The following is a 26918-nucleotide window of genomic DNA, read 5'->3' on the forward strand; positions in this document are numbered from 1 at the left end:
AACCCACACCGTCGCACCGCGATGCACGCCGGCGGGCTGCACGCCGCGCGCCGTCCTGCGGCCCGATTCGTCGAGTCAGGCCATCGCTTCCGTGGACATGCGGCGCGCGCCCATCGCCTTCTGCGGGGCGGCGATCGCGGCGACCGCTCCCGGAATACCGGCTTCATCGAAGTGGGCCATGCAGCCGAGGCCGAACGCGTCGTGCCCCGATACCCAATGTAGCCGCGCTTTTTGACCTCCTGATAACGCAGGGGGCACGAGAAGGCCGGGTGACCGCCCCTTTCATGTCCGGCGCTCGTCGGTATTTTGCCTTCTGTTCTCTGCATGTTGTTGACAATCTACAAATCCTCCCTTTTAATGTCAAGCCTGAAAACACTTTCCATCGGCGCGGCGCGGGCGCCGACGGCTCACCCCTTCGATCGGAAAGGATTGAACGTCATGACTGAAACGCCTGTATCCGTGGAAGTGAACGGCCGCCGCTACAACTGGATGAGCCGGCCCGTGGTGGTGGTCTGCGTCGATGGCTGCGCATACGAATATCTGGAGGAAGCGGCCGAGGCCGGCGTCGCGCCGTTCCTGCGCACGCTGCTGAAGCCGGGCACGGCGCTCAAGGGCGAGTGCGTGGTGCCGAGCTTCACGAACCCGAACAACCTGTCGATCGTCACCGGCGTGCCGCCGGCGATCCACGGAATCAGCGGCAACTACTTCTACGATCGCGACACCGGCGCCGAGGTGCTGATGAACGATCCGAAATATCTCGTCGCACCCACCGTGCTCGCGACCTTCGCCGAACAGGGCGCGCGCGTCGCGGTCGTCACCGCGAAGGACAAGCTGCGCCGCCTGCTCGGCAAGGGGCTGAAGGGCATCTGCTTCTCGTCGGAAAAGGCCGACGAAGCGAGCGTCGAAGAGAACGGCATCGACCACGTGTTAGAGCTGGTCGGCAAGCCGGTGCCCAGCGTGTACAGCGCGGATCTGTCCGAATTCGTGTTCGCGGCCGGCGTGCGCCTCCTCGAGACGCGCCCGATCGACCTGATGTATCTGTCGACCACCGACTACGTGCAGCACAAGTGCGCGCCCGGCACGCCCGGCGCGAACGCGTTCTACGCGATGATGGATACCTACCTGCAACGCCTCGACGCACTTGGCGCGATCGTCGCGATCACCGCCGATCACGGGATGAACGCGAAGCACGACGACACGACCGGCGAGCCGAACGTGATCTATCTGCAGGAGCTGTTCGACGAATGGCTCGGCCCCGATGCGGCGCGCGTGATCCTGCCGATCACCGATCCATACGTCGTGCACCACGGCGCGCTCGGTTCGTTCGCGACCGTCTACGTGCCGGCGACGGCCGACACCGATGCGCTGCGCGCGCGGCTCGCCGCGGTCGACGGCATCGAGGTCGTGCTGACGGGCGCCGAAGGCTGCGCGCGCTTCGAGCTGCCGCCCGCGCGGATGGGCGACCTGATCGTGATCTCGAAGCAGGACGTCGTGCTCGGCACGCGCCGCGTCAAGCACGACCTGTTGGGGCTCGACGTGCCGCTGCGCTCGCACGGCGGGATCTCCGAGCAGATCGTGCCGCTGATCTTCAGCAAGCCGGTTGCGGCCCACGTCACGGGCCGAGCGCGGCTGCGCAACTTCGACATCATCGACATCGCGCTCAACCATCTGCAGTGACGCGGACGATCCGCCAGGAGACAGTCATGAACGCCATTGCAGCATCGGCCGATGTCCGCACGCCACATCGTGAAGCACTGCGAATCGATGGTGAAAAGATCTATCGCGACGCGGTGATCGATGTGCGCAACCCGTACGACGGCACGCTCGTCGGCACCGTGCCGAAGGCGACGCTCGACGACGTGCGCCGCGCATTCGCTGTCGCGCGTGCGTACCGGCCGACGCTCACGCGTCACGAGCGCGCGGCCATCCTGCGCCGCGCGGCCGACATCGTGCGTGCGCGCACCGCGGAGATCGCGGCGCTGATCACGGCCGAGGCCGGGTTGTGCGTGAAGGATTCGACGTACGAAGCGGGCCGCGTGGCCGACGTGCTGACGTTCGGCGCCGGCGAAGTGCTGAAGGACGACGGGCAGATCTTCTCGTGCGATCTGACGCCGCACGGCAAGAAGCGCCGCGTGTACACGCAGCGCGACCCGCTGCTCGGCGTGATCTCGGCGATCACGCCGTTCAATCATCCGATGAACCAGGTCGCGCACAAGATCGTGCCGTCGGTCGCGACGAACAACCGGATCGTCGTGAAGCCGTCGGAGAAGGTGCCGCTGTCGTGTTATCTCTTCGCGGACATCCTGTACGAAGCCGGCTTGCCGCCGCAGATGCTGCAGGTGATCACCGGCGACCCGAAGGAGATCGCCGACGAGCTGATTACGAATCCGGCGATCGACATGATCACGTTCACCGGCGGCGTGTCGATCGGCAAGTCGATCGCCGCGCGGATGGGCTACCGGCGCGCGGTGCTCGAACTCGGCGGCAACGATCCGATCATCGTGATGGAAGATGCCGATCTCGACGAGGCGAGCACGCTCGCGGTGTCGGGCTCGTACAGGAATTCGGGGCAGCGCTGCACGGCGATCAAGCGGATGCTCGTGCACGAGGCGGTAGCCGATCGCTTCACGGAGCTGGTCGTCGAGAAGACGCGCGCGTGGTCGTACGGCGATCCGTCCGATCCGTCGGTCGACATGGGCACGGTGATCGACGAAGCGGCCGCGAAGTTCTGCGAGCAGCAGGTGAACGACGCGCTCGTACGTGGGGCGCGGCTGCTGGTCGGCAACGTGCGCGACGGCGCGCTGTATGCGCCGACCGTCGTCGATCGCGTGACGCCCGACATGCCGCTGGTCAAGCACGAAACCTTCGGCCCGGTGTCGCCGATCATGCGCTTTCGCGACATCGACGAAGCGATCCGGATGTCGAACAGCACCGACTACGCGCTGTCGTCGTCGGTATGCACGAACCGCTTCGACCACATCACGCGCTTCATCACCGAGCTGGAAGTCGGCAGCGTGAACGTGCGCGAGGTGCCCGGCTATCGGCTCGAACTGACGCCGTTCGGTGGCGTGAAGGATTCGGGGCTCGGGTACAAGGAAGGCGTGCAGGAAGCAATGAAGAGCTTCACGAATACGAAGACGTATTCGCTACCGTGGTAAGCGGCATGTAAGGCGCGCGCGCCGGCATGGAGGCCGGTACGGGCGTTATTCGATCGGCTCATATCGTTAGCCGATTTGCGTTTTTGCCGGGCCTCGACGCATCGGTAGAATTCGCGGACCTCTCGAACGGCGCCCGCGCGCCGGCGGGACGATCCTCTCCAATCATTCGGGGTCCGCACCATGAAATTTCTCCGCTCCATCCTGGTCGTCGCGTTGCTGCAGGCCGTCGCGGCCACCAGCGCGCTGGCTGCCGACGACCTGTCGCAGATCAAGTCGGCCGGCGTGTTCCGCGTCGGCACCGAAGGCACCTACGCGCCGTTCACGTACCACGACGAGACGGGCAAGCTGACGGGCTTCGACGTCGACATCGCGACCGCGATCGCGCAGCGTCTCGGCGTGAAGCCGCAGTTCGTCGAAGGCAAATGGGACGGGCTGATCGCGGGCCTCGACGTGAACCGCTACGACGCGGTCGTCAACGAAGTGTCGATCACCGACGCGCGCAAGGCGAAATACGATTTCTCGACGCCGTACATCACGTCGCACGCGGTGCTGATCGTGCGCGCGGACAACACGACGATCCGCTCGTTCGACGACCTGAAGGGCAAGAAATCCGCGAACACGCTGACCAGCAATTTCGGCAAGCTCGCGGCCGCGCACGGCGCCGACGTCGTGCCGGTGCAGGGCTTCAACGAATCGATCGACCTGCTGACGTCCGGGCGCGTCGACGCGACGATCAACGATTCGCTGTCGTACCTCGATTTCCGCAAGCACAAGCCCGACGCGAAACTGAAGATCGCGGCGACCGACAAGACCGGCGCGGGCGACGCATCCGGCGTGTTGCTGCGCAAGGGCAGCCCCGCGCTGGTGGCCGCGATCGACAAGGCGCTCGCGGACATCAAGGCGGACGGCACCTACGCGAAGATCTCGCAGAAGTACTTCGGCCGCGACGTGTCGCAGCCGTGACGCGAGGCTGAACGATGCCGGCCTGGCTGCACCTGATGGTGGAATCGCTGCGTCCCCTGCTGGTTGCAGGGCTCGTGTTTACGGTTCCGCTCACGCTCGCGTCGTTCGCGATCGGCCTGTTGCTCGCGTTCGGCGCGGCGCTCGTGCGGCTGTTCGGGCCGCGTTGGGCGCAGGCGGTCGTGCGGTTCTATATCTGGCTGTTCCGCGGCTCGCCGCTGCTCGTGCAGTTGTTCGTGATCTTCTACGGATTGCCGAACGTCGGCATCGTGCTCGATCCGCTGACGGCCGCCGTGATCGGCTTCTCGCTGAACGTCGGCGCGTACAACGCGGAGGTGATCCGCGGCGTGATCGAGTCGATCCCGAAAGGGCAGTGGGAAGCCGCGTACTCGATGGCGATGACGCGCGCGCAGACGCTGCGCCGCGCGATCCTGCCGCAGGCCGCGCGCGTCGCGCTGCCCGCGCTGTCGAATTCATTCATTTCGCTCGTGAAGGACACGTCGCTCGCGGCCGTGCTGACAGTCCCCGAGATCTTCCAGGCCGCGCAACGCATCGCGGCCGTCACCTACGAGCCGCTGATCCTCTATACCGAAGCCGCGTTGATCTATCTGCTGTTCAGCTCGGTGCTGTCGTCGTTGCAACGCCGGCTGGAGCTTCGCTTCGGCCGCCACGCGCTGTTCCACGCGGAGTTGCGATGATCCGCCTCGAACGCATCGACAAGTCGTTCGGCGCGCATCGCGTGCTGAGCGGGATCGACCTCGCGTTGCAGCCGGGCAGCGTGACCGCATTGATCGGCCCGTCCGGCAGCGGCAAGAGCACGCTGCTGCGCTGCGTAAATCTGCTCGAAGTGCCGGAGGCCGGTGCGCTGGTCGTCGGCGATGCGCGCATCGACTTCGTGTCGGCGCGCCGGCCGTCGCGCGACGCGATGTTCGCGGTGCGCAAGCAGACCGGCATGGTGTTCCAGAACTTCCAGTTGTTTCCGCACCTGAGCGTCGTGCAGAACGTGATGGAGGGGCTCGTGACCGTGCAGCGCTGGCCACGCGAACAGGCGCGCCAGCGGGCGCTCGCGCTGCTCGACAAGGTCGGCATCGCGGACAAGGCCGACGCATGGCCGGCCACGCTGTCGGGCGGACAGCAGCAGCGCGTGGCGATTGCGCGGGCGCTCGCGCCGTCTCCGCAGGTGCTGCTGTGCGACGAGCCGACGTCGGCGCTCGATCCGGAGCTGTCGGTCGAAGTGGTCGAGGTGCTGCGCCAGCTCGCGCGCGAAGGCACGACGATGCTGATGGCCACGCACGACCTGCGTCTCGCCGCGTCGATCGCGCACGATGCGGTGTTCCTTGCCGACGGCTGCATCGTCGAAGCCGGGCCATCGCGCGACGTGTTCGGCCGGCCGCGCGATCCGCGCACCGCGAAATTCGTCGCGACGCTCGCGCAAGGCGTGCCGGTGTTCTGACGCGGCGCGCGACACGCGATGTGGTGATGCTCAGCCCGACACGTCCCCGTCGAGCACGGCGGCGATGATCGCTTCCGGTGCATCCTCCTGCACCAGATGGCCCGCGTGCGGAACCCGGATCAGCTTGCCGTTCGCGATGCGATCGGCCAGCGCCTGCCCTTGCTCGAGCGGGATCCACACGTCGTCCTCGCCCCACACGATACGCACCGGAAAGTCCGGCGGCGCGTAGCGGGCCTCCGCTTCCTCGATGTAGCGCTGGCGCATCTGCGCGATCTGGCGATAGAACGCGGCCTGGCCGGCCGGTGTGAGCCACGGCTCGCGGTAGATCGACAGCACGTCGTCGCGCAACGGCCGCGCGACCGCCTGGCCGATATAGGCCGACAGGAGCGCGTGATGCGCGTACGCGGGCAAGCCGGTGAACGCGGCTTCGTGCTGCGCGACGTGACGCACGAACGGCGACCCTTGCGGCGCGATCGCGACCGGATTCACGAGTGTGAGGTCCGCATAGGCGATGCCGTCGAGAAAGTGCGCGCGCAGCACGGTAGCGCCGCCGTAGTCGTGCGCGAGCACGCGCGGCCGCGACAGTTTCCACTCATTCAGCAGCGCGCCGAACAGCGCGTTCTGGCGGCCCAGCGACACGTCGGCGTCCGGCATGTCGGACTGGCCGTAGCCGAGCAGGTCGTAGAAATACACGCGATGGCGCCGCGCGATCCACGGCGCGATCCGGCGCCATACCTGCGACGAAAACGGCGTGCCGTGCACGAGCACGAGCGGCGGACCTTCGCCGAGCGTGCCCCATGCAATCCGGTGGCCTTCGAAATTGAAGCGGTTCGGGAGTTCGAGCATCGGCTTCTCCGTGATAACCTGTTTCGGTTGTTAGCAGGTTACGCCGGATTGTCCGGATGTGAAACCGATAGGTGAAAATAAATGGTTACTCGATCCGACCCGACGCGACACGAGCACGAATGGCGCGCGGCCGATTTCGTCGGCGGCCATCCGGCGCTCGATTTCCTGAACACGGTGGCCGACACGGGCAAGACGCGCGACGAGGAGAAGCTTGTCGACTGGCCGGCCGTGCGCGCATGGGCAGCGAAGGCGGGGTTGCTGGCGCCGGACGATCTGGCGCGGCTGTTGCGTCATCCTCGGCAGGACGGCCCCGACGAGCTGGCGGCGCTGCACCGCTTTCGCGACGACGCGTACGCCGCGCTCACGCACCTGACGACCGAAGGCGGCGGCAGCGCGGGCGCGCGTGCGGCGGACCGGCTCGCGGTGACGATCCGCGAGGCGATCGGGCGCAGTGCGTTCGACGCGGTCGGCGGCCGCTTCGCGTGGCGGCTCGACGCGCGTACCGCGTCGCGCTGGATCGATGCGGTCGCGCTCGGTTTCGAGCATTTGATGCGCAGCGACGATTTCGCGCGCGTGCGGCAGTGCGGCCGGTGTACGTGGTTCTTCGTCGATCGGGGCCGCGGCGTCGGGCGGCGCTGGTGCGACATGCGCACGTGCGGGAATCGCGCGAAGGTGGAGGCGTTCAGGGAGCGGTGACGCGCGCGTCGCGACGGTCGCCGCGCCGCGCGTGCGTCATGGAGCGGCTTCGTGCGGCCGGTGGTGGTCGGGCCATAACGTCGCGGCGATGAACAGCCCCGCTGCAAGGAACGGCGCACCGATCGCGAACAGGATGGCGGTGAGGCCCCAGCGATCCCAGAAGCGATCGACGAGCGCACGCTCGGGGGTGACGGGGTCGTACAGCACGTTGACCGCATCGCCTTCGTGCAGTCCCGGGAGCGACGACGCCGAGCCCTGGGCGAACGTGATCAGCTGCCCGCTGTCGGTGGTGAACGCGACGACGGCCGCATACGGCGCCGTGCGCGACCGCGACGACCGCCCGTTTTTCGCGATCTCGTCCACATGGCCGGTCGAACGCGCATAGTGGTGGACGATCTGCCACTGATGCAGGCCGGCCGCGCCGGCGCCGGCGAGGAAGCCTGTGCCGATCGCGATCGGAATCAGCACGATCGCGACATCCCAGCGGCGCTGCGTCGGCTTGCGTGCGGCGCGGGGCGGCGCCGGGTCCGATTGGCGGCGGCGACGCTCGCCGGCAATCAGCAGGCCGCCGATCGCGAACGCCGCGACGGCGAGCAGCGCCGGCACGGCCACCGGAAACCAGCGTTGCGTGAAATCGTCGATCAGCGCGAGGCGCTCGGGGTGGTCGGGGTCGAGCAGCACGTCGACGTTTTCGCCGATGTCGTAGGCGGGGACCGTCGACGCGGTATTGCCGGCGACTTCGCGGCGCTGGCCGTCGTTCGCGAGGTACGCGACGATCGGGCGGTACGCGCGCATCGCATCGCTGTCCTGGACGATGCGCACGACCGTGCCCGGCGCGCGGACCAGGTGGCCGGGTTCCCGGCTTGCGGTGATGGCCAGTGCGCCGGCCAGCACGGACAGAACGACCCCGATCATCAGCGCGACCAGCGCGTTCTTACCGGGCATGACGCGATCCGGTTCGTGCGTCGCGCGGATTCGGGTGTGCCCGGGTGAGCGGCCCATCGCGACGGACAGGCCGATATTGGCGCAACCATGCCCTCTGAATGGTCGCGCGTCGTTCACATGCTTCCATGTCTGACGTCCCATGCTCTCTCAGTGCCGGCGGGCCAACGACGATGCCCGGCGCCGGTCGTGTGATATTTGTCGGACGATTCTAGCGGAAACGATGCGCGACGGGCGTGCGGTCGCGTACCGCCGTGAAAGGCGCACGCCGCGAGTGCGGCGCGCCAAAACGGAAAAAGGCCGGTCAGCTTTCGCTGACCGGCCTTTGGAATTCCTGGTGGGGCGTGAGTGACTCGAACACTCGACCTACGGATTAAGAGTCCCGCTTCCTGCAAATAGGCAGAAATTAAAGCGCAGTCAAATCAATGACTTGCATCGGTAGCCACCCTTCAACTGGCTGCGCTTTTCGCCCTGTTTGGGACAATTTTTGCCTACCTTGGTCAAGTTTTGGTCAAGGTGCCCCTTGCACCTTCGCCCCCTCGTATAGGAGACAGTCAATGCTGCCTGAGTTCGAGACAGTCGAAGAGTTTTCCGTCGATTCCGAGATTGCTGACGCCACGGTCAAGGTTCGGTTACGTCGACAGATCAACCACCAAGCTAGCAGGTACAGCCGTGGGCCCTATTGGCTTGATTTGCAGGTCGGTGGTATGCATGTTCCACACTACTGCGTGGATGAGCGCTTCGCCCGCGAGGCAGCTTGTCGGTTTTTGCTACAGCACGTCAAAGGCATTGCACCGACCAAGCACTGAGTTTGGGGCATCAGGCTTGCATTCCGCCTAGGTTGCCGCCTTTTGTCCGAGTGAGCTAGAAAGCGGGGGCCGCGCTCGCATCTAGCATAGGCAGGATTTCCACGTACCCGATCAATTCTGCCGAATAGCTGCCATCGCCGTTTGCAGCCCCCTTGTGCTTTAACTCACGTTGTAATGTTGGCTCGACAGTATGGACGAATAGGTCGATGCGTTGCTCAGGCTGGAAGGTCGGCGTGGTTGCGGGAGCTGCCAGGTACCTTTCACTTGTACGCTCGACTGCCGGAACGCGGGTGCCGTCCTGCTTGACGGCGATGGACTGCACCACCACGCGGCGCTCACCGTTTCCGGCAGACACCTCGACCATCCACATCGACAGAAGTACCGGCTCTTCGACGTCGCCCGACACGGCAATACCAATGTCCTCTGGTGGTATGCTGCGCCATCGTCCCAATTCCTCCTGCACCAGTGGGTGATCCAGGCCCATGAGCTGCAGCGTGTCTTGGTTCGTCGCTGCATCGCGGTTCAAGGTAAAGCGGGTGCGGCATGTGCCCTCTGTGGTAACGAGGTCGTAGGTGGACTCGTCCACTTTCATCAGCTTCTGCTGGCGATCCGCGACCGCCGCCGACAGAAAGCGCACCAGCCGATCCAGACTGGACGACACGTCCGAGAAGGGCGTGTAGTCGTCAAGGCTGAATCCGTCGAGGTCTTGAAACAGGTCGAACACCACCTGCCGTGCTTCCCGGGAATTCGACAGCGCCGCTTCCAGCTCTACCTGCGTCCGCTTGAGCTCCGGATCGGACAACGCCTCCTGATACAGGCGGTCGTAGTTCAACCGCTCGGACAATTGTCCAAGAATCTGCGCGCGTAGGTCTTCGGCCACGTTGCCTTGCTCATCCACCTTGCCGACCGTGCGCGCGATTTCGGTTAGCTTCTCATCCAGCAGCAGGAAGATGCGACCCTCGATGGTGTCCGACAGCACAAGGTTATAAACCTGCGCCGTGTGGTTTTGGCCGTAGCGGTGGATACGCCCGATGCGCTGCTCCATGTCCATTGGGTTCCACGGAAGGTCGAAGTTAAACAGAATGCGCGCGAATTGAAGGTTGATGCCTTCGCGCCCGGCCGCCGTGCAGACCAGCACGCGCGGACCGTCTTTCAAGCGGAACCGCCGCTCCGCCGCCACCTTCGCACCGTGGTCGCCGCCCCGCAGCACCACCACGCCCTGACCGGGGAAGGTCTGCTCGATCTCGCGGGCGATCATGTCCACCGTGCCGAGGTAGGTGGCGAAGATCACGATCTTCTCGTTGGCGTTTTGCCGCCACAGCGTGCCCAAGCCATCGAGCAGCTTCTGCATCTTGGTTTCGCGCTGCGCCGGGAACACGCGCAGCAGGTCGCCGATACGTAGGCGTTCCTCCGGCAGATGCAGGTTCACCACGGCAGAGGCGGCTTCCTCAGCGTGCGTGGCCGAATACTCGCTGCCGTAGGGATCGGAGGCCATTTCCAGCGCCTCCTCATCCAGCTTCTTGACAAGGCGGTATTTCAGATCGGCCAGCACACGATCCACCTCACTACGCCCAACGCTGTCGCGCGGCAAACCGAATTCCTCGTGGATCAAATCGCGCGCTTCCTCCGTCAGCCGTTCGCGGCCTTCGATGTCCAGTTCCTTGTCGCGCAGAAACGCCTCGTGCAGCGTCAGCATCAGCAGGCGGCGCTTGAGCGTGCGGCGCACGGCAGCAAAGCTCGATGCCGCGATCTTCTGGAAGATCGCCATCAGGAAGCCGAGCGCGCGCCCTTGGTTGCCCTGACGGCGCGCAAGGTCGAAGCCGTCCTCCAGATACTCGCGCAGCTTCTCGTAGAACAGCCGCTCGGCCTGCGCCATCACGAAGGATTCGGTGTGAACCCAGCGGCGGGCGAATAGCGGCGAACCGTCCGGTTTGCAGGCGTCGGCCTTAGTGCGGCGGAACATCACCGTGTTCAGCCGGTGCCGTTCCTCGACCATCTCTTCGGGGCTGCGGAACAGCGTCGGGTTCAGCAACTGCGCCAGCATCCAGAACTGGAAGTGATTGCCCTGATGCGGCGTTGCCGACAGCAGCACGAGGTCGCGCGAGTGATCCTTCAGCGCCTCGGCCAGCTTGTAGTTCTCGGTCTTGCGCACCTTTCCCCCGCTGCGATAGGCCGTGAGGTGGTGCGCTTCGTCGAACACCACCAAATCCCAACGCGGCGCGTCCAACAGGCGCTTGATGCGCGTGGGGCGCTTCAAGGTGTCGATGCTGGCGATCAGGCGGTCGTGCTTGGCGAAAGCGTTGGTCTTGCGGTCGGTGATGTCGCCTTCGGAGCCGAACACCTCGAAGTCGAGATTGAACACCTCGTTCAATTCGCGGTGCCAGTTGTTCACGAGGCCAGCAGGCACCACCATCAGCGCTCGCGTCAGTTCACCGCGGCTGGCCAGCTCGCGCAGGATCAGCGCGGTTTCGATGGTCTTGCCCAAGCCCACCTCGTCGGCGATCAAGTAGCGCCGGGGCGACGCGGTGGCGATGCGGTGCGTCAGCACCACCTGGTGCGGCAGCAGGTCGATCTTGGCCGAAGTCAGCGCCGAGGCGCTTTCCATTACCGGTAGCGCGTGCGCCTCGTAGGACAGCCATGCCTTGCGCCCGCGCTCTGCGCTGCCTTCGACCGCGCGCAGGATGCGCTCGGTGCGCGTGAGTTCGCGCCGCAGCGAAGTGACCGGAACGCGTCGTTCGCCGACGCTGAAGAACGCGCGCAGATAGCCATCACGCGCCGGATCGAGGACGACACCTTGGCCGTACTCGTGGTGGGTGATGCGTTCGCCGGGTTGAAACTGAATCTCTGCCGTCACGCGCCCACCTCACGTAATCCGCAAGTGGAACATGCCCGCAGGCTTGCTGCCGTCGCGCAGCAGGATTTCCTGCGGGTACTCGTTGGCCTGTCCCCACAGGACGCGACCGAAGTCGAGTTGATGGCCGTGGGGCGTGTGGCACAGCCAATTCACCTCATCGGTGGCCGCCTGCACCCGGATGCGGTTCCCGCCGCCAGGTAGCCAGAACACCAGCGCGCCATCGCTTCCCCATTCGTCCTGAAAGGACAGGATTGCGGGCTTGATCGCATCGCCCAGCCACGCTTCGGCATCGGCCGGTGTCAGCAGATCGAGGCTGCCATCCAGCCCGGCGACTACCAGCGTCCTGCCGCCGTTGCTGGGCAGTTCGTCCGGCCAGTTGCCCACCGCGCGCAGGAACTGACGCAGGCTCCAGACCTCGCTGGCCGCGCAAATCTGATTGCGAGCCTCCTCGTCCCACAGCCAACTGGTGCCGCGACGCTGCCACACCGTATCGAGCAGTTGCCTCATTGCCCATACTCCCCATCGTCATCGAATAGAGATGCCTGCACCGGTTGCGGCCCTTGGCTGGCTGCCCAGCTGTTGTAGATCGTCGTCGCACGCGACGCCGCGTTGCGGGTGGCCTGGTCAGGGCCGTTGCGGTGGAGCCATTCCAGCAGTGGCTTCAGCGCGACGTGCGGCTTGAAGTTTTCGTTCTTCAGCGTGTCGGAGGCATTGATACCGCTGCTGTCAAAACACGCGCCGACCAGCACCAGCGCTTGGTCCAGATCGGAGGTGAGACGGCGGCGGTGCCTGCCCGACCAATCTCGCGCGAATTCCAGCGGGTCGGTGCGGATAAAGACCTTGTTCTTCTCCTTGCACCAGCCGCGCTGCACGAATTCGTCCGGCGTGGTAATCGAGCCTTTGAGGAACTTCTGCAACTGGTCGCGCTTCAGCTCGGCGGTCACGCCGAAGGTCCGCAGGAACTGGCGGGTCATCGGCTCGGCATTGACCGGCGGCGCTTCCTTACCGTTGTCGGCGTCATCGTCGATGAGCTGGTTAATACCGATCAGCGCCTCCTTGACGGAGATGGTGCGCCCCTCATCCACATATACCCTGCCGTAGTGGCGCGAGAAGTATTCCAGCGCCTTGCCGCGCCGGATGACCTGTATGTCGGCAGCGGGCAGGCCTTCCTTTGCGTGGTTCTCTAGCATGGCCTGCAACTGACGTACATCGGCCATCACTTCGCGGCGCATCCGGCCCCAGCTCACTGGCTTTGGCTCCCCGTTGCGCTTGCGGCAGACGTGGATGATGTCGTACTCGATGGTTTGCGAACCGAAAGTGCCTGGCTTCGCTCCTTCGCCTTTGGTTTCGTCCGAGCGAATGGGGTACGTTGCTTCGAGGTAGTAGCCCGCATCGAACAGCGATTCCAGTACCGCCACCCACGGTTCGTCTTCACTGTGGTGGAAGGTGAAGGCCAGAATGCCACTTGGCTTGAGGACGCGATGCGCTTCGCGCCAGCACTGCGTGAGCAGGCGCTGGTAGAAACCATCAGGGTCTTCCGGTTCGCGCGCGCGATTGGCCACCGCCTCCAGCGACTTCGGCGTGTATTCGGCGCGGAAGCTGTCCGGATAGTTTTCCTTCAGCGCGAGGCGCAGCCAGACATAGAAGAAGTCGGCCAACTCTGAGTAGTGCAGCAGGCCGCCGAAGGGAGGGTCAGTAATGACCAGATCAAGACTGGCATCGGCTTGCGCCAGTTCAGTTGAGGAACCGCAGAGGATCCTTGCTCCGTCGACCGGATCGCCGGGAAATACTTTGGCGTTCTTTACACTGATCTCATTGGAGAACGAGCCGAGTCTACTCCTTAGTTCGTCGCCGCTCACAGAATCCCACGGTTGCTCTGCCCATTCTCTTCCTTCGACTATACCCTCAACGCAAGAAGCCCAGTTCCCACGGCCGAGAGTTGGGAAAACGCTGTTCTCGACAACATTCGTCTTGGGGTGATAGTTGTTGTTGCTCATATGGGGCGCTAAGCAGTCCCTGCTAACGTCCCAGAAGCAGAACATGTTCTGGTTACGCAGGTACTGCTGATAAGCACCGAGAACGTACTCGCGCACCTCCGAGGAATAACTGCCTGTTTTTTGTATCGCCTTTAGAAGCTGGGTGTGCACGAGTAACTGACGGGGATTGAACATTGTCCACCAGTGCGTAAATCCGTGATTCGGAATTCCGCCATTATTCATGTGCGTCATGAAGCCATACGGCACCTCACTGGCTGGCCAGTAATCCTTCAGATCGGTATCCTTGCGTGCTTCCCACTCTGCGAACGCAGCGTCGTACTGCTGCGCGTGTGCCCTGTCGTAGGCCGCGAAGAAGCGACCGCCGTAGGGCTTGCCTGCCTCATCGCGCTTGGGCGCGTAGCCTTGAATCGCGTAGGCCGCCATCGGCCCGGTCTTGCCGGTGGCCTTGATGGTGGTCAGCACATCCTGCACCGTGCCGCAGGCCGCGCAGGCGTAACGCGACCTCTTAGGTACAGTGCCTTTCTCTGGCGCGAAGGTAGCGCCCGTCTCCGGGTCAGTAACTTCATCCGGCAGCGCGCCGCGCACTTCCAGCAGGCGAATCTTCGCGGCGCGAGCCGTATCCCATCGCGTGGTTGCCAGCGCATTGTCCTGCGCCGAGCCGCCGTAGGGCTGACCGTCCGCGTCTAGCTTCGCTTCGCCCGCCAGCCACTGCGGATGCACCAGCAGGCTCAGTTCCACCTTCTTGTTCTTGCCCTTGCCCAGATTCACCATCGCCGTGTGACCGCAGTGCGGGCAGATCACGCCCTTCTTGCGGTCGAGCACGGAGTAGGGCGGTTCGCTTGGCGCTACGTAGAAAGGCGCGTCGGGAGCCATGCGCGCGGCTTCTTCCTCCACGTCGAACGCCTCGCCGCACGTGCCGCAGGTGTGTTGCCAATGCTTGACGGTGAGCGTCTTTACCGCCATCACCGGGCTTGTCATGATCGGTGTGCGGTGGCCGCAGCCCGTCACCTGACATGGCCCGTGCTTGGCCCAGAAGGTGTAGATGATCTCCGGGCCTTCGTAGCGGTAGTCTTTGCGCTCGTCGGGCGGGATGGCGAGCGGATCGAAGTCGGTGGGCATCACCTTGTTCGTCGGCAGGTGCGTCCACTTGCCTTTCTCGCCTTCGGGGCCGTCGCAGTAGTAATACGGCATGATCTGCGGCTTGACCTCCGCCTCGATGTCCGCGAGGAGCTTCTTCACCTCCCCCAGATCGACGTTGGCCAGTTCCTGCTTGACCACGAACCACGCGACCGGGTTGAGGTCGTTGCCGACCATCTGCATTCCCAAGCGCGAGCCTTCCACCAGCGTGGTACCGCCGCCCATGAAGATGTCCGCCACCTTCAGGTGCTTGAACGCCCCTTTCTTCTGGTGGTTGGAATAGTAGTTGTCCCACACTAGCTTGGCGGCGTGCGAGGGGTCGTCCGGCGCTTTGGTCGCCGCCGCGATCAGCATCGAGCGGAACACGCTGGAACGCCGCCGCGCCCACCACTTCGACATCTGGTAGATCGGCTTGCTCGCATTGCCTTCGATCACCGCCACCTGATTGACCGGCAGGATGGGGAAATCCACCTCAAGGCAAGTCTTGGGGCGGTCGGGGTCGTTGAAGTCCACGGTTTCCAGTGCGGCAGCCTTGCCTGCACCGACGGCCTTGGCGACTTCTTGTTGGAGTAGTTCTTTTTTGGTGGCCATCAGCCGCAATCCTTACTTAGTTAGTTCGACGAAGGGTGACAACACCTCCAATAGCGACAGGCCGCCATGCGTGAGCGTCGGGTAGCCACCCTGGCTGCGCCACTTCCTGCGGCCCAAGGCCAACAAATGCGCACCGTGCGAGTTGTTGATCTGCAATGCCACGGGCGGCACGAAGGGGCCGGTATCACCCGTGCCCGTCTTGCTGCGCCTGCTGGAAAATGTCTGCTTGAGGAACTGGCCGACCTCGCCATCCGCATCGGGGAAGTAGCCGGTGGCCGCGTAGCCGTGGTCGGAAGTGATGACAAGCCGCCGCCCGGTGGCGAGGCGCTCAACGAAGGCCCAGAATTCGTCGCTCGTCAGTTCTTCGGCCACGTCCTTCGTCAGCGGCTCCAACCCTTGGCCTGCGCCGGAGCCGTCGTGCAGCTTGGCGTCGGGCCAGTGGTGCCAGAAGATCTGATTCAGTGTGCTGCTGATCAGGGCTTCGCAGTCCTTCCACGGCAAGTCCACCGTCTCGGTGCTGGCCGCTTGCAGCTTGTGCGCGAGACCGCCGCCGTTGTTCTGGAGCTTGCTGCGGCTGGTGAAACCAAGCGCGCGGGCGAACTCATCGGTTTCGCCGGGTAGCTCAGAAGCACCGGCGGCGACCTCGTGCGTGGTGAACCCTCGTTCCTTCGCGCCCTGCAACAGCCACGGCAGTTCACGCAGCGAGAGGCCGTCGAGGACCAACACGGCCTTGGCGCTAAAGGGCTCGGCCCACCAGCGCACCAAGCGATCCGAGGTGCGCTCGACGCTGTCGCCGAAGGCTTGCCACAAATCCCATCCGCAGGTGGAGAGGAACAAATCCAGTTCGCCGATTTCGCGGTCGCGCTTCACGACCTCGCTGGGCGCATTGCCTGCGGCCAGCGGCTTGGAGGCGATACCGACGGCATGGTCGATGATGATGCGCCAAGCGTCAGGTTCCGTACCCTGCGTCAGCGATTGCAGTGCGCTGGCGGTCAGTGCCATCAGTCGTCCTCCTTCTCAAGGTTCAGCTCGAAGGTCATGCCTTCGGGCAGCTTCTTGAGCAGTTCTTTGAGCTGCGAGCCGGTGGCGCTGGAGACCTTGATGGACACTTCCGCGACCTTCGTGGCCGGGCCGATGCCCCAACCCTCGATCTTGCCGATCAGGTTGAGCGGCGACGTAGGTGGGTTAGACAACGGCGTGCGCTGCTTGGCGGTCGCGGTGTCGCCACTGAAAATACCGCCCGGCGTGAGCCCTGGCGTGGGAGTGGGAGAACCACCAGGTGTGGGATCTGGCGCGCCCGGTGTGCGAGCAGCGCCACCATTCGGTGGAATACCACCCGGCGACGGTGCGGGCGGAGTGGAGCCACCCGTCGCGGGCACCGCCGAGGGCAGCATCACGAACACGTCGTCGAGGTGGCGGCCCGTGAGAGAGAGCTTGGGGCGCAGACGCCGCCACGCGGTTTCCTCGTCCTCGCCAGGATTCGTTTGCAGATACTCCATGCCGCGCACGTTGACGGCGACCGCGCCTTTGGCGCACAGGCGCAGCAAGCGATCCTTCATCACCGTTTCGCCCAGCCACGGGATGCAGTCCTGCCCGGCCGGGCGCGGCTCTTGCAGCTCGCGCAGCAGCTTGCCGACCGATTCGTTGTTGCTGGCGTATTCGAACACCAGATCCTCGAAGTCCTCCGGCACGAACAGGTCGCCGGTCAGCGCCTCCTCGATGGCTTCGGGAATCTGCGAACCCTGCTTGTCGAGGCGTTCGACGCTGAACTTGCACTGCGCGGGATCGGCGAAGTTCCATCGTTGCAGTACGGCGAAGCGATCGAAGCGCTTCTTGAGGTTGTCGCGCAGAGTGTTCTCGAATTCCTTGTGCAGCTTCTTATATTCGGGATTCTGGCCGCCCCATTCCTGCGCCTTCATTTCGGCGCGGGCGAGGATGAGCAGGTCGCGGTCAATGAAAGAGTTGGTACTACCCGCGCGGGGGAGCAGGAAGCGCACGGTATTGCGGCGCTTCTGCAACTGGTCTTTGAGCCAGCGACCGAGGGTGGCGTCAAGCTTCTCAGGCTCCTCGGGTAGAACGACGATGGGTAGACGGCCATCGTCCCAACTTTCCGGTTGATCGCTATCGACCATCCCGGTCCACGGATCGCTCGACCAAGACTTCGGCAGCGGGACGATACGAAACTGATTGTTCTTCCCTTCAACTCCACTGATGACATAGCGCACCTGATCGCCTAGCCGAGCTAGATCGGCGCCGTCGGCGAACAGCTTGTCGTTGCGCGCGTAGGCCATGAGCTTGGCGCGCGGGTTCTCTTCCTCGCGGAACAGCAGCTTGGCGCCTTCCTGATGGATGTTGAAGCTGTTCTCGACGATGGTCGCCAGCTCGACTTGGAAGGCGTTGTCGTCCACCGGCTTGTCACGGGTGATGTCCAATTGCAGCGCGGCAGGCTCGGCACCAGCGAGGTTGCCCACGGCAATCGAGCGCAGCCACAGCGCGCCGATGATCTCTTGCAGGTGCGGTGCGATGCTGGTGTGGTCGTGCCGCGCTTCCTGCACCGAGATGATGTTCTGCTGGGCCTTCTCGCGCAGCGTGCGATGGTGCTGGTTGGCGACGGCTTCGAGCAGCGCGCCGATGCCTGAGGAATCATCGTCCAGCCGGAAGTCGGCGGCGGTGAGCACGGGCACCGCCTCGCCACGACTCTTGTAAAGGTTGGCAAGGATGCGGATCAGGTCGCGCGTTTCCTGCGCATCGGTGGCGATGAGCACCTGTTCTTCGAGCAGGCGTAGCAGGTGCGGCGCGTAGGGCCACGATTCGGTGAATTCGCGGCGCTTGCGATCCCGCTCGGCGGGCGGCACATCCAGCAGACGGAAGGATTCGGCGACATGCTGCGCGACCAGCGATTCGATTGTGCCGCTGGCGATCTGCAAGCGGTTGTCGAAAAGGCGGTGCAACAGCATCCGGCGGCGATCCTGCTGGATGCGCTCGGCGCTGCCGCCCGCCTTGAAGTCGATGGCGACCGGGTTGACGCGATGCACCTGCTGGTAGGCGTCGCTGCCGCCGTTGCGCACGGAGATCACCAGCACCAGCAGGTCGGGGCGCTCTTTGGCGATTTCCGAAAGAATCTGGATGAAATTGAACGCCCAGTTCTTCCACGGGTACTGCTTGGTGTTGGTGAGGCCGTCGTACCACGTCTGGAACTCGTCCAGCAGCAGCATCGTCGGCCTATTCTCCAGCAGCTCGATGATGAGCTTATCGGACGGGATTTCGGTCCTAGACGCGCCTTGGCCTTCCCACTTGCCCTTGATGAAGCTGCCGTGCGGATGATTTTCGAACAGCACGTCCCACAGGAACTTGTAGCGGTGGCGGTGCAGGCTCTCGCCGATGACGTGCATTCCGTCGCGCAGCGGGATCTTACCGATGCTGGGGTCGGCCAACGTGGCCGCCCACGCATTGAGCCATGCGCCGGTGGATGCAGGGTCGGTAACTGCGTGGTATAGCGCGGCCATCAAGTGTGATTTGCCGAGTCCGCGGTCGCCGATTACGACCACGGGACGGCCTTGGTTGGGACCAACCGCCTCGATCCCTTTTAGCACATCATGTGTCGGGTAAGTGATTTGCAGAAATTGCTGGGCTGCAATTTGCGTCGCGCCGGTATTCTGGTCATTCGACAGCTCAATGGCTGTGCCCTTAAGGCGTCTGCCCCTAAATTCTTCCCGTAGCGTCAGGCCGAGCATGGGTTTTATCCTGCTGATTTGTCAGATGTGGCGCACATTTTATCTATAACGAACGGCTAGGTTTCTTTTTCTCATCCGAGACCCGGCTTTGCTCGGATTGTGATTGGCCTGGTTGGGCCATCTTGGTTGTTCAACGGGTGCCGCCTCGATGCTTCACGGCACCCGTAATCTTGCTTAGAAACCGGAAGTGCCAATATCCCACGATGGTGCAGACCACGGATGCGATGAGTTCCAGCCCGTACCGTAGGGATTGCCGCCGACATCGACGCCGTAGTCGTCATCACCGATCATCGGCAGGCCCGTTGCAGGATTGATAGCGTGCATGTTGCTCTCCTTATGTGGAGGGTTGAATTTCCCGCCGGAACCCGGCGGGATGGAAAATCAGTCTTCATTTGGCATCAAGATTGTTATGACCGGCGCTGCCTTGTCGTCGGGGCCAATACACATATGCAACGTCGTAAGCCGGGCCCGGATGCCACGCCCACCGCGTGGCACTCGGTAGACCTGAAACGCAACGCGCCGCGATTCACGAGCGCGACGCGCTGCAAGACATGCCATCCAGATAACGTCCCAGAGTCTTCCGGCTTCGTCTTGTGCGGTCTGGCGTTGGCTGTCTGTGTCGTCCCATGCCACGCAATCAGCCCATACGGCGGTCGTCAATGCCACCGGCAGGCGAAACCCGGCTTCGTGGGCAACTTGGCTTACGTCGATGAGAGCACCGTCCTCAATCGCTTGTGCTCGCGTGTAGACGAGGATCGACTCACCGAAGAAACTGTCGTGATGCTGTTCGGGATGTTGCACGGCAGTGCTCCTTTGAAAGCTGACCGGGTTCCTAGATGTCGAGCCCGCCTTACCGATTCCGGCTTCGGCGTGCGGGGTGGCGTGTTGCTTGTGCCGCCGTACTTCCTGAGTGTTTCGCCCTGAGCGCACCTCGACGCCAGCCGATATGCCGGACACGCAAGGTCGCGCACGGAAGCCGCAGCCCCGTAGGGGACCGGGCGAGTACGCGCGCGAAGCGCTTGGCCTTGCGGGTATGGCTGGCTGGCGTAAGGTCGATCCTGTCCTGGGCGGGCAATAAGGAAGTCCGGCGGTAGCGCCACCGTGCCGACGAAGCCGATGTCGCGGTCGCAGGCCGCGACCCATGCGCGGCTATGCCGCGCGTAACCCGCAAGCCGGAGGCGCGCAGTCGTAGGCGATCAGCCGGAGACATAGGGGGCCGGGCCGCGTTGCGGCCGGGGACAAGTGCGAGGCCGCACGCTGTCCACGCAGGCGCGTTGGCTCCCAAGCCAATCGACGGAGTGCCGGGGGAGCCGTCACTCGCTCGTCGCCCTAGCGGCGAGAGGTCGGCCCACCGACCGGCAGAGTGATGGGGGGCGAAGCCCCGCGCCCCGAGCAGCGCGCGGGCATAGCAGTCAAGTCGAGCGAAGCGCGGACCGGAGGCGGATGCCGGAGCCGCATCGCGTCCAGCGGGCGGGGTGAGTGCTATGCCCGCGCGCTGCGCGGGGCGCCTGCTGTTCAGGACACGACGGGCGTCCAGCCAGTCGAGATGCCGGTCGGGCGTCCAGCCCGACGCAAAGGCAGCGGTGGCCCAGCCGCGTAAGCGGCTTCGTCCCCCGTCTTCACCCCCCGTCGCAGAGGGGAGTGAAGGCGTGTCCTTCGCTATACAAGTTATCGAAACAACAATTAGATAACTTGTATGGCGAAGAAGGACGGGCGGATCGTTGCCGCCGAAAACGAAACGCGGGTACTGCGTGCGTTGCACCGGTTCGGATGGCTCAGGACCCGAGATGTGGCGGCGCTGCTCTGGACCCCTTGGCAAAGGCATCCGGCTGCCCAGCTGGACGTGGGTCCGGTGGTGGCATCTGCCTCCGGGCTGCGGATGGCGCAATACACGCTGCGTCGGTTGGCCGATGGGCGGCAAGCGCTCCGGGGGCGCGGGCCGGATGGGAGCGTGCTCTATGCGCTGGCAGAGGCTAGCGCGCGCCGGTTGCGCCAGATGGCAGTGCCTGCGGTGTCGGGCAAGGATATTGTGCGGAGCGTCAGCCCCGCTTATTTCCGCCATCGCACGGTGGCGAACGAAATCGCCATCGCGGCCATTGCGCAGGGTTTCCGGGTCAGCACGGAGCGTGAGATTGCCCAAGATCGCTGGGTGGGCGGTGCCGCCGGTATTGCCGGGAAGAAGCCCGACGTGCTGATGAACGACCGTGGTCGCATAACCTGGGTGGAGGTCGAGAAGAGCGTCAAACGGAAAGCCGATTTCGACCGCCTGGTCGTCTGGGTGGCGAAGGTCGGCAACGATACCCGGCAGCCTTCGGGTTCCGTGCTGCTGGGTGATGGGCTGCGCTGGGACCGGCTCGTCTTTGTCTGCACGCCAGCATTCGAGGGAAGGCTACGCCGTGCCTTAGCGGTAGCCGGCTGGCGACCTGAGTTGCTTGATGCATTCGTGTCATTCGTCACGGTGCTATACAGCTTTGAAGACATATCGTTTGCATAAGGCAACAGCACGACAAGATTCAGGTCACAAGGGGGCAGTCGGGATGACCTGCTCCTGCAACACGGAGCTATTCGCTTTCTCCTACGGTAGTAAGCCGTAGACTACCGCCGGTACGCGTCGTCGTCCCCGGCGGTTTTTATTTTCCGGACGATGATCTCCATCAGGTCCCTCCCTCTCTATCTACTAGATATATAAAATAGATAGCACGGGTGTGGCGAACCGCAACAGGCCGCTGCGGCGGTGCGCTGCATGTGGTAACCGGCAATTCATCTAAGATGAGAAGTGAATGGGCAAGGTCAATCTATCTGAAATCCGGGCAGCCCTATCCAGAGATAACAACGATTTCATTAGTTTTGCTGAGGTTTTGGATAAGCTCGTTAAAAGCGAGGGTTGGCCGTATTCTGAGGCAGCTCTGGTACTTCGGAACAGCGGTGTATGCGACCAGAACATGGCTACTAGAAACCAGATGGGTATCGTCACACCCACGACAGACTTTGAGGGGCTCAGCAACCTTCTGCAGCAGGCCATTGAGTGGCCTGGTACCTGGGTGCCATTGAACAATGGGCAGCAGGCCCATGCCGAAGGTTATGGCTGGATTCGCAGTAAGTTTGCGAACGCATTGAAGGATATGGGGTTAAGCGCATCGGGTGTAGACGCACTCGCTCGTCAAGGTAACTACACACCCATGCCGGAATGGACCGAGACATATGACGATCCCGCACTTGTTGCCGAAATCGAAAGTCTGCAGGCGGAGAACAAGAAGCTCAAGGCTGAGCTAACGGCGCTCAAGGCACGTATCGACCTTCCTGACTCAGACAGAATGCCAGAGGAGCTGGATATGTGCTTGACAGTGTGGGCCGCTGCGGAACAGAAATGGAGCCCGTCTGGCGGTAATACTCCCAAGAAGGTTATTGAAGAGGTCATCAACAAGTTCTATGCGAGCCTGCCCAAAAACGTCAAAGATCGTATTTCTGCGGTTTGCAATTGGGACAAAGGTGTGGGAAGAAAGAATTATGAGTAACGGTGTCCCCTGTTGAGCCCCCCAACAGGAGTTAAAAATTCCTGTTTGTCAAGCGAGACCGGTCGCGCTATATCGGTAGGGCCGAAATCATCAAACTGCTCCTGCGTTCCGAGATTTCCTCGGGACAATTCACAACGGAGTAGTTATGAATCGCAAGGCATCGCAAAATCCCTTCCTGTCGAACGACGACGCACAAGCTGGCGACATCAAGTTGCCGCCTACCGAAATCTCGCTCGCTCCCACTGCGGCGTTCTCGTCGGGGGACCTGGACCTCGACGCGATGCGTCTGCCGTCCGATTTCGGCGCAATTGCGGGCGTCCAAAAGGTTCTGACGATGGTGCCCATCCGCAAGCCCAGCCCCCAAGCTTATGTCCGCGTGCATCCGGACGTGGCTTGGACTCTTGTGGTCGCTGTCGTAGAACTGAAGGACGATAACGACGTTTATCTCGTGCTGCCCGAATTGTATTCGGCGCTCGCACAGGAGGCGCGGCCAAAGCAGTTGTACATCGGCATAACCCGCGACGGCAATCCTTTCGTATGGCTGGTGAACATGCCCGGCCCGGATGGCCGCATCGACACGTGGTCCCAGTCCGCACATGCGGGGGCCAGTCTGGCAAAAACGCACTGGGTGCGCATCAAGTCGAACCGGGACCTCGGTGCGTATGAGGTGCTACAGGCCACCAACCTGAAAGACGAACCGTCATGGCCTGAGCTGTCCTTCAAGGAGCTGGTCAACCTGGCTTTCAGGGGGAAGGTCATCGACTCCCTCGACCATGTGGTGATTCGCCGCCTGCGCGGGGAAATCTGATGGCCCTCCGCGACTATCGTGAAATCGTCGTCGCGGACTTCGAGTTTCGGGCTGCTCCCGGTGAGCGGCCCGAACCGGTCTGCATGGTTGCCCGCGAGGTGCGCAGCGGCAGGACGATCCGACTATGGGGTGAGGAACTCACTTCGTCAGCCTGCCCGTACAGCACGGCCGCCGATACGCTGTTTGTGGCGTACTACGCATCTGCCGAGATGGGATGCCATCGCGCACTCGACTGGCCGATGCCCGAAAATGTCCTCGACCTGTATGCCGAGTTTCGCGTCCAGACGAATGGGATGAGGCTCCAGCATGGCCGGGGGCTGCTCGGTGCGCTGATGTACTACGGCGAGTCTGGCATTGATGCCATGGAAAAGGATGCCATGCGGGAACTGGTTCTGCGCGGCGGCGATTACAGCGCAGATGAAGAACGCGCCATCCTGGATTACTGCGAGTCGGATGTGACCACCACGGCAAGATTGCTGCAGAAGATGTCGGCCATCCTGGATGAGCGCAACAGGCTCGCCTACGCCCTTAACCGTGGGCGTTACACGAAGGCCGTCGCTGAAATGGAATGGCAGGGTATTCCGGTCGATGTGCCAATGCTGGCGAAGCTGCGCGCCCACTGGGAGCAGTTGCAGACGCGGCTTATCGCCCGCGTCGATGAGCGCTACAGCGTCTATGAAGGCCGGACGTTCAAGCACAAGCGTTTCGAGGAATATCTCGGGCGCACCGGCATCGCGTGGCCTCGCCTCGATTCTGGCTCGCTGATGCTGGATGATGAAACGTTCAGCGATCAGTGCAAGAGCTGGCCCCAACTGCGCCCGCTGAAGGATCTGCGGCAGGCGATGGGGCAACTTCGGCTGAACGACCTCGCTGTCGGTGCTGACGGGCGCAATCGTACGTTGCTTTCAATGTTCAGCTCTAAGACCGGGCGCAACCAGCCATCGAACGCGAAATTCGTATTCGGCCTGTCGGCCTGGCTGCGCGGGCTAATCAAGCCGCAGCCGGGGTATGGCCTCGTCTATGTGGACTGGTCCCAGCAGGAGTTCGGCATCGCAGCCGCCCTTTCAGGTGACAAAAACATGAAGGATGCTTACATGTCTGGTGACCCGTACCTTGCCTTTGCCAAGCAGGCCGGTGCGGCTCCTGACGATGCCACGAAGACCAGTCACGCGGCCATTCGTGAGCAATACAAGGCGTGCGTGCTCGCTGTGCAGTATGGGATGAAGGAAGAGTCGCTTGGCCGTCGGATCAAGCAGCCTGCGGTCTACGCCCGTGAATTGCTCAAGATGCACCGGCGTACGTACCCGGATTTCTGGCGATGGTCGGACGCAGCTCTCGACTATGCCCTGACGCAGAGCCACCTGTGGACAGTGTTCGACTGGCGGATTCACGTCGGCGATGATGCCAATGTGCGCTCGCTGCGAAACTTCCCTATGCAGGCCAATGGAGCAGAGATGCTGCGGCTCGCGTGCTGTCTAGCGGCCGAGGCCGGTGTTCGTATCGTGGCTCCGATTCATGATGCCGTGCTGATCGAGGCGCCAGTGGAAGAGCTCGACGCCGTCATGGCCCGCATGCAGGAATGCATGCGTCAGGCTAGCGCTACCGTACTCGATGGGTTCGAGCTGCGTGCCGATGCCAAGACTATCGCTTTCCCCGAACGCTACATCGATGAGCGTGGTGTCGTGATGTGGGACATCGTGAATGACCTGCTGGCCGACATCGAGGCCGAGGTGGTCGCATGATGCCGGTCGCTATCGATGAGGCGAGGCTGTCGTGGTCGCACGCTGCTCAGGCGCTGGTTCCAGTGCAAGGGGAAGCTCCGGGCAGGTCCGTGTCCCACGGCGGCCGGTTCATCAAGGGGCCCATCCCCTTGGACTGGATCGGCCGGGCGGCCTGCCTGCCAGGGAAGACCTTGCATGTGGCGCTGGCCCTGCAATACCTGGCCGGCCTCCAGAAGACCCATACCGTCAAGCTGGGAGCGAAGGCGCTGGCCGTTCTGGGGGTCGCCCGGGACGCCAAATACGAGGCGCTCGACCGCCTCCAGCAAGCGGGCCTGATTACTGTGGAGCGGACACGGGGGCGCGCCCCCATCGTGACCATGCTGGTCGGCGCCAAAGAAGGCTGAGCCGCCATGAATGACGAAATGGCCCTGACGCTGCAGCAGGTTGCAGACCGACTGCAACTGTCCTACAGCACGGTTTTCGCGATGCGGCACCGTGTCGGGTTCCGGTTGCCGGGCTCACGCGTCTGGCGCGTATTGCCGTCCCGGCTTGCCGAACTCTGTGAAACCAAGAACAATGTGACCCGGCTATCGATGCGGGTCGCTGGAGAGAATCAATGTCCATCCGCAAAGATAAAAATTCCGGGGTCTGGCACCTCGACATCCGCACGCCAGGCGGCGAAAGAATTAGACGCTCTACTGAAACCAAAGACCGGAAGGCGGCCCAGAAATACCACGACTGCCTGAAAGCTGAACTGTGGCGACAGGACAAGCTCGGCGAAGCGCCTGATCGCTCCTTCGAGGAAGCGGCCGTTAAGTTCTTGCGGGAGTGTGAGGGCCAGCGCGACTACGCCACCAAGCTGCGGCATGTCGCTTACTGGCGCGAGCAGTTCTCGGGCCGCTCGGTTCGTTCTTTAACAGCCGACGAAATCACGGACGCCTTGCCCACGCATCGAGTCGTCAAGGGTAAGCGTGCCGAGCCGCTGACCGGCAGCACGCGCAATCGGTATATCGCGACTATCAAGCGTCTGCTGAATCTGTGCGAGGCATGGGAGTGGATCGACCGGGTGCCCAAACTTCCCCGGTACTTCGAGCCGGACGTGCGTGTCCGATGGGAGCCGCCCGAGGTTATCGCGGCGCTCATCAATGCACTGCGATTGCCCTGGATGCGTGACGCTACCATTGTGGCGGTCGCCACGGGCATGCGTCAGTCCGAGTTGTTTGGGCTTACGCCGTCCCAGGTCGATTTGACCCAGTGCAATGCGTGGATCACGCATGAGGGGGCGAAATCCAAGCGTGCGCGCTCAGTGCCGCTGAACGACGACGCGGTGGGTGTGCTGGCTCGCCGGTTAGAGTCTTCGGAGCGTCTCGTTTTCACTCGCGGGGAAGGGCTCGATGCTCGCATCCAGCAAATCGACACACGAGACTGGGAGCGGGCCTGCCAAGCAGTCGGCATTGACGATTTTCACTGGCACGACCTGCGCCACACATGGGCAAGCTGGCATGTCCAGCGCGGCACGCCGTTGATGGTGCTGAAGGAACTGGGCGGGTGGGAAACGATTGAGATGGTGCAGAAGTACGCCCACCTCGCCCCCAGTCACTTGGCCGAACACGCAGGTACGGTCAAGTTTTGGTCAAAATTGGGGGAGCAGAAAGAAAAAATGCCGCTGGCTAGAGCGGCATAGTTTCTTGATTCTG

The 26918-nt window shown here is 63.3% G+C and carries 22 protein-coding genes and 1 pseudogene; 13 read left to right on the plus strand and 10 right to left on the minus strand.

All coding sequences use genetic code 11. The annotated features are described in order from the left end of the window. Positions 1-75 precede the first annotated feature (75 nt). Positions 76-245: pseudogene (locus HWX55_RS36405) on the minus strand (2-aminoethylphosphonate--pyruvate aminotransferase); the annotation flags it as partial. Positions 246-438: 193 nt separating this feature from the next. Here HWX55_RS36405 and phnA point away from each other — a divergent pair. The 5 genes from phnA to HWX55_RS17100 all read left to right on the plus strand — a co-directional run bounded on the left by phnA (position 439) and on the right by HWX55_RS17100 (position 5571). Then, a complete protein-coding gene (gene phnA / locus HWX55_RS17080) occupies positions 439-1677 on the plus strand; it encodes a phosphonoacetate hydrolase (protein ID WP_175976569.1) in 1239 nt (412 codons plus the stop codon). 26 nt (positions 1678-1703) lie between these two features. Continuing rightward, positions 1704-3158: a phosphonoacetaldehyde dehydrogenase gene (phnY, locus tag HWX55_RS17085; protein ID WP_175976570.1), complete on the plus strand. Its 1455-nt coding sequence runs from the start codon at positions 1704-1706 to the stop codon at positions 3156-3158. Between the two features lie 180 nt (positions 3159-3338). Next, positions 3339-4121 carry an amino acid ABC transporter substrate-binding protein gene (locus HWX55_RS17090; RefSeq protein ID WP_124556217.1) on the plus strand — a complete coding sequence of 261 codons (783 nt, stop codon included), beginning with the start codon at positions 3339-3341 and terminating at the stop codon, positions 4119-4121. 14 nt (positions 4122-4135) lie between these two features. Then, a complete protein-coding gene (locus tag HWX55_RS17095; protein WP_175976571.1) occupies positions 4136-4816 on the plus strand; it encodes an ABC transporter permease subunit in 681 nt (226 codons plus the stop codon). Beyond that, positions 4813-5571 (plus strand): amino acid ABC transporter ATP-binding protein, encoded by a 759-nt coding sequence (locus HWX55_RS17100; RefSeq protein ID WP_175976572.1) that lies wholly within the window; start codon positions 4813-4815, stop codon positions 5569-5571. Before HWX55_RS17095 ends, HWX55_RS17100 begins: the two co-directional genes overlap by 4 nt. Positions 5572-5601: 30 nt before the next feature. Here the strand turns inward: HWX55_RS17100 and HWX55_RS17105 are convergent, their stop codons facing one another. After that, positions 5602-6417: an alpha/beta hydrolase gene (locus HWX55_RS17105; RefSeq protein ID WP_175976573.1), complete on the minus strand. Its 816-nt coding sequence runs from the start codon at positions 6415-6417 to the stop codon at positions 5602-5604. 81 nt (positions 6418-6498) lie between these two features. Here HWX55_RS17105 and HWX55_RS17110 point away from each other — a divergent pair, with 81 nt between their 5' ends. Next, positions 6499-7113, plus strand: a complete 615-nt coding sequence (locus tag HWX55_RS17110; protein WP_175976574.1) for a CGNR zinc finger domain-containing protein — start codon at positions 6499-6501, stop codon at positions 7111-7113. Between the two features lie 36 nt (positions 7114-7149). Here HWX55_RS17110 and HWX55_RS17115 read toward each other — a convergent pair whose 3' ends face one another. Continuing rightward, on the minus strand, positions 7150-8199 hold the full coding sequence (locus HWX55_RS17115) for a DUF3592 domain-containing protein (protein ID WP_175976575.1): 1050 nt from the start codon (positions 8197-8199) through the stop codon (positions 7150-7152). 413 nt (positions 8200-8612) lie between these two features. Between HWX55_RS17115 and HWX55_RS17120 the strand changes: the two genes are divergently transcribed. Next, on the plus strand, positions 8613-8864 hold the full coding sequence (locus HWX55_RS17120) for a hypothetical protein (protein ID WP_175976576.1): 252 nt from the start codon (positions 8613-8615) through the stop codon (positions 8862-8864). 55 nt (positions 8865-8919) lie between these two features. Here HWX55_RS17120 and HWX55_RS17125 read toward each other — a convergent pair whose 3' ends face one another. From HWX55_RS17125 to HWX55_RS17155, 7 genes are all read right to left on the minus strand, one after another. After that, complete coding sequence (locus HWX55_RS17125) at positions 8920-11718, minus strand: SNF2-related protein (RefSeq protein WP_175976577.1); 2799 nt, start codon at positions 11716-11718, stop codon at positions 8920-8922. A 9-nt stretch (positions 11719-11727) separates the two neighbouring features. After that, entirely contained in the window at positions 11728-12225 is a 498-nt protein-coding gene (locus HWX55_RS17130) for a hypothetical protein (RefSeq protein WP_175976578.1), read from the minus strand. After that, complete coding sequence (locus tag HWX55_RS17135; protein ID WP_175976579.1) at positions 12222-15443, minus strand: DUF1156 domain-containing protein; 3222 nt, start codon at positions 15441-15443, stop codon at positions 12222-12224. Before HWX55_RS17135 ends, HWX55_RS17130 begins: the two co-directional genes overlap by 4 nt. A 12-nt stretch (positions 15444-15455) precedes the next feature. Then, entirely contained in the window at positions 15456-16445 is a 990-nt protein-coding gene (locus HWX55_RS17140) for a hypothetical protein (protein WP_175976580.1), read from the minus strand. Continuing rightward, a complete protein-coding gene (locus HWX55_RS17145) occupies positions 16445-19177 on the minus strand; it encodes a DUF499 domain-containing protein (protein ID WP_175976581.1) in 2733 nt (910 codons plus the stop codon). The genes HWX55_RS17140 and HWX55_RS17145 overlap by 1 nt, the downstream gene beginning before the upstream one ends. 174 nt (positions 19178-19351) lie before the next feature. Next, positions 19352-19501, minus strand: a complete 150-nt coding sequence (locus HWX55_RS17150; protein WP_244140592.1) for a peptidase — start codon at positions 19499-19501, stop codon at positions 19352-19354. A 57-nt stretch (positions 19502-19558) separates the two neighbouring features. Next, positions 19559-19978: a DUF6573 family protein gene (locus HWX55_RS17155; protein ID WP_208458717.1), complete on the minus strand. Its 420-nt coding sequence runs from the start codon at positions 19976-19978 to the stop codon at positions 19559-19561. A gap of 895 nt (positions 19979-20873) precedes the next feature. On the opposite strand from HWX55_RS17155, the gene HWX55_RS17160 reads away from it, so the two are divergent. The 6 genes from HWX55_RS17160 (at position 20874) to HWX55_RS17185 (ending at position 26905) form a co-directional block, all read left to right on the plus strand. Beyond that, on the plus strand, positions 20874-21671 hold the full coding sequence (locus HWX55_RS17160; protein ID WP_175976582.1) for a hypothetical protein: 798 nt from the start codon (positions 20874-20876) through the stop codon (positions 21669-21671). Between the two features lie 286 nt (positions 21672-21957). Further along, positions 21958-22692 (plus strand): hypothetical protein, encoded by a 735-nt coding sequence (locus tag HWX55_RS17165; RefSeq protein ID WP_175976583.1) that lies wholly within the window; start codon positions 21958-21960, stop codon positions 22690-22692. Positions 22693-22837: 145 nt separating this feature from the next. Continuing rightward, positions 22838-23500 carry a hypothetical protein gene (locus tag HWX55_RS17170; RefSeq protein ID WP_175976584.1) on the plus strand — a complete coding sequence of 221 codons (663 nt, stop codon included), beginning with the start codon at positions 22838-22840 and terminating at the stop codon, positions 23498-23500. Beyond that, the gene (locus HWX55_RS17175; protein ID WP_175976585.1) at positions 23500-25242 is read left to right on the plus strand and encodes a DNA polymerase; all 1743 of its coding nucleotides are present in this window, start codon (positions 23500-23502) and stop codon (positions 25240-25242) included. Before HWX55_RS17170 ends, HWX55_RS17175 begins: the two co-directional genes overlap by 1 nt. A 128-nt stretch (positions 25243-25370) precedes the next feature. After that, entirely contained in the window at positions 25371-25625 is a 255-nt protein-coding gene (locus HWX55_RS17180) for a hypothetical protein (protein WP_175976586.1), read from the plus strand. 212 nt (positions 25626-25837) lie between these two features. After that, positions 25838-26905, plus strand: a complete 1068-nt coding sequence (locus HWX55_RS17185; protein ID WP_175976587.1) for a site-specific integrase — start codon at positions 25838-25840, stop codon at positions 26903-26905. The last annotated feature ends 13 nt before the right edge of the window (positions 26906-26918 follow it).

It is taken from the genome of Burkholderia sp. BCC1047, from assembly GCF_902833155.1.
In the GTDB taxonomy this organism is placed as follows: Bacteria; Pseudomonadota; Gammaproteobacteria; order Burkholderiales; family Burkholderiaceae; genus Burkholderia; species Burkholderia sola.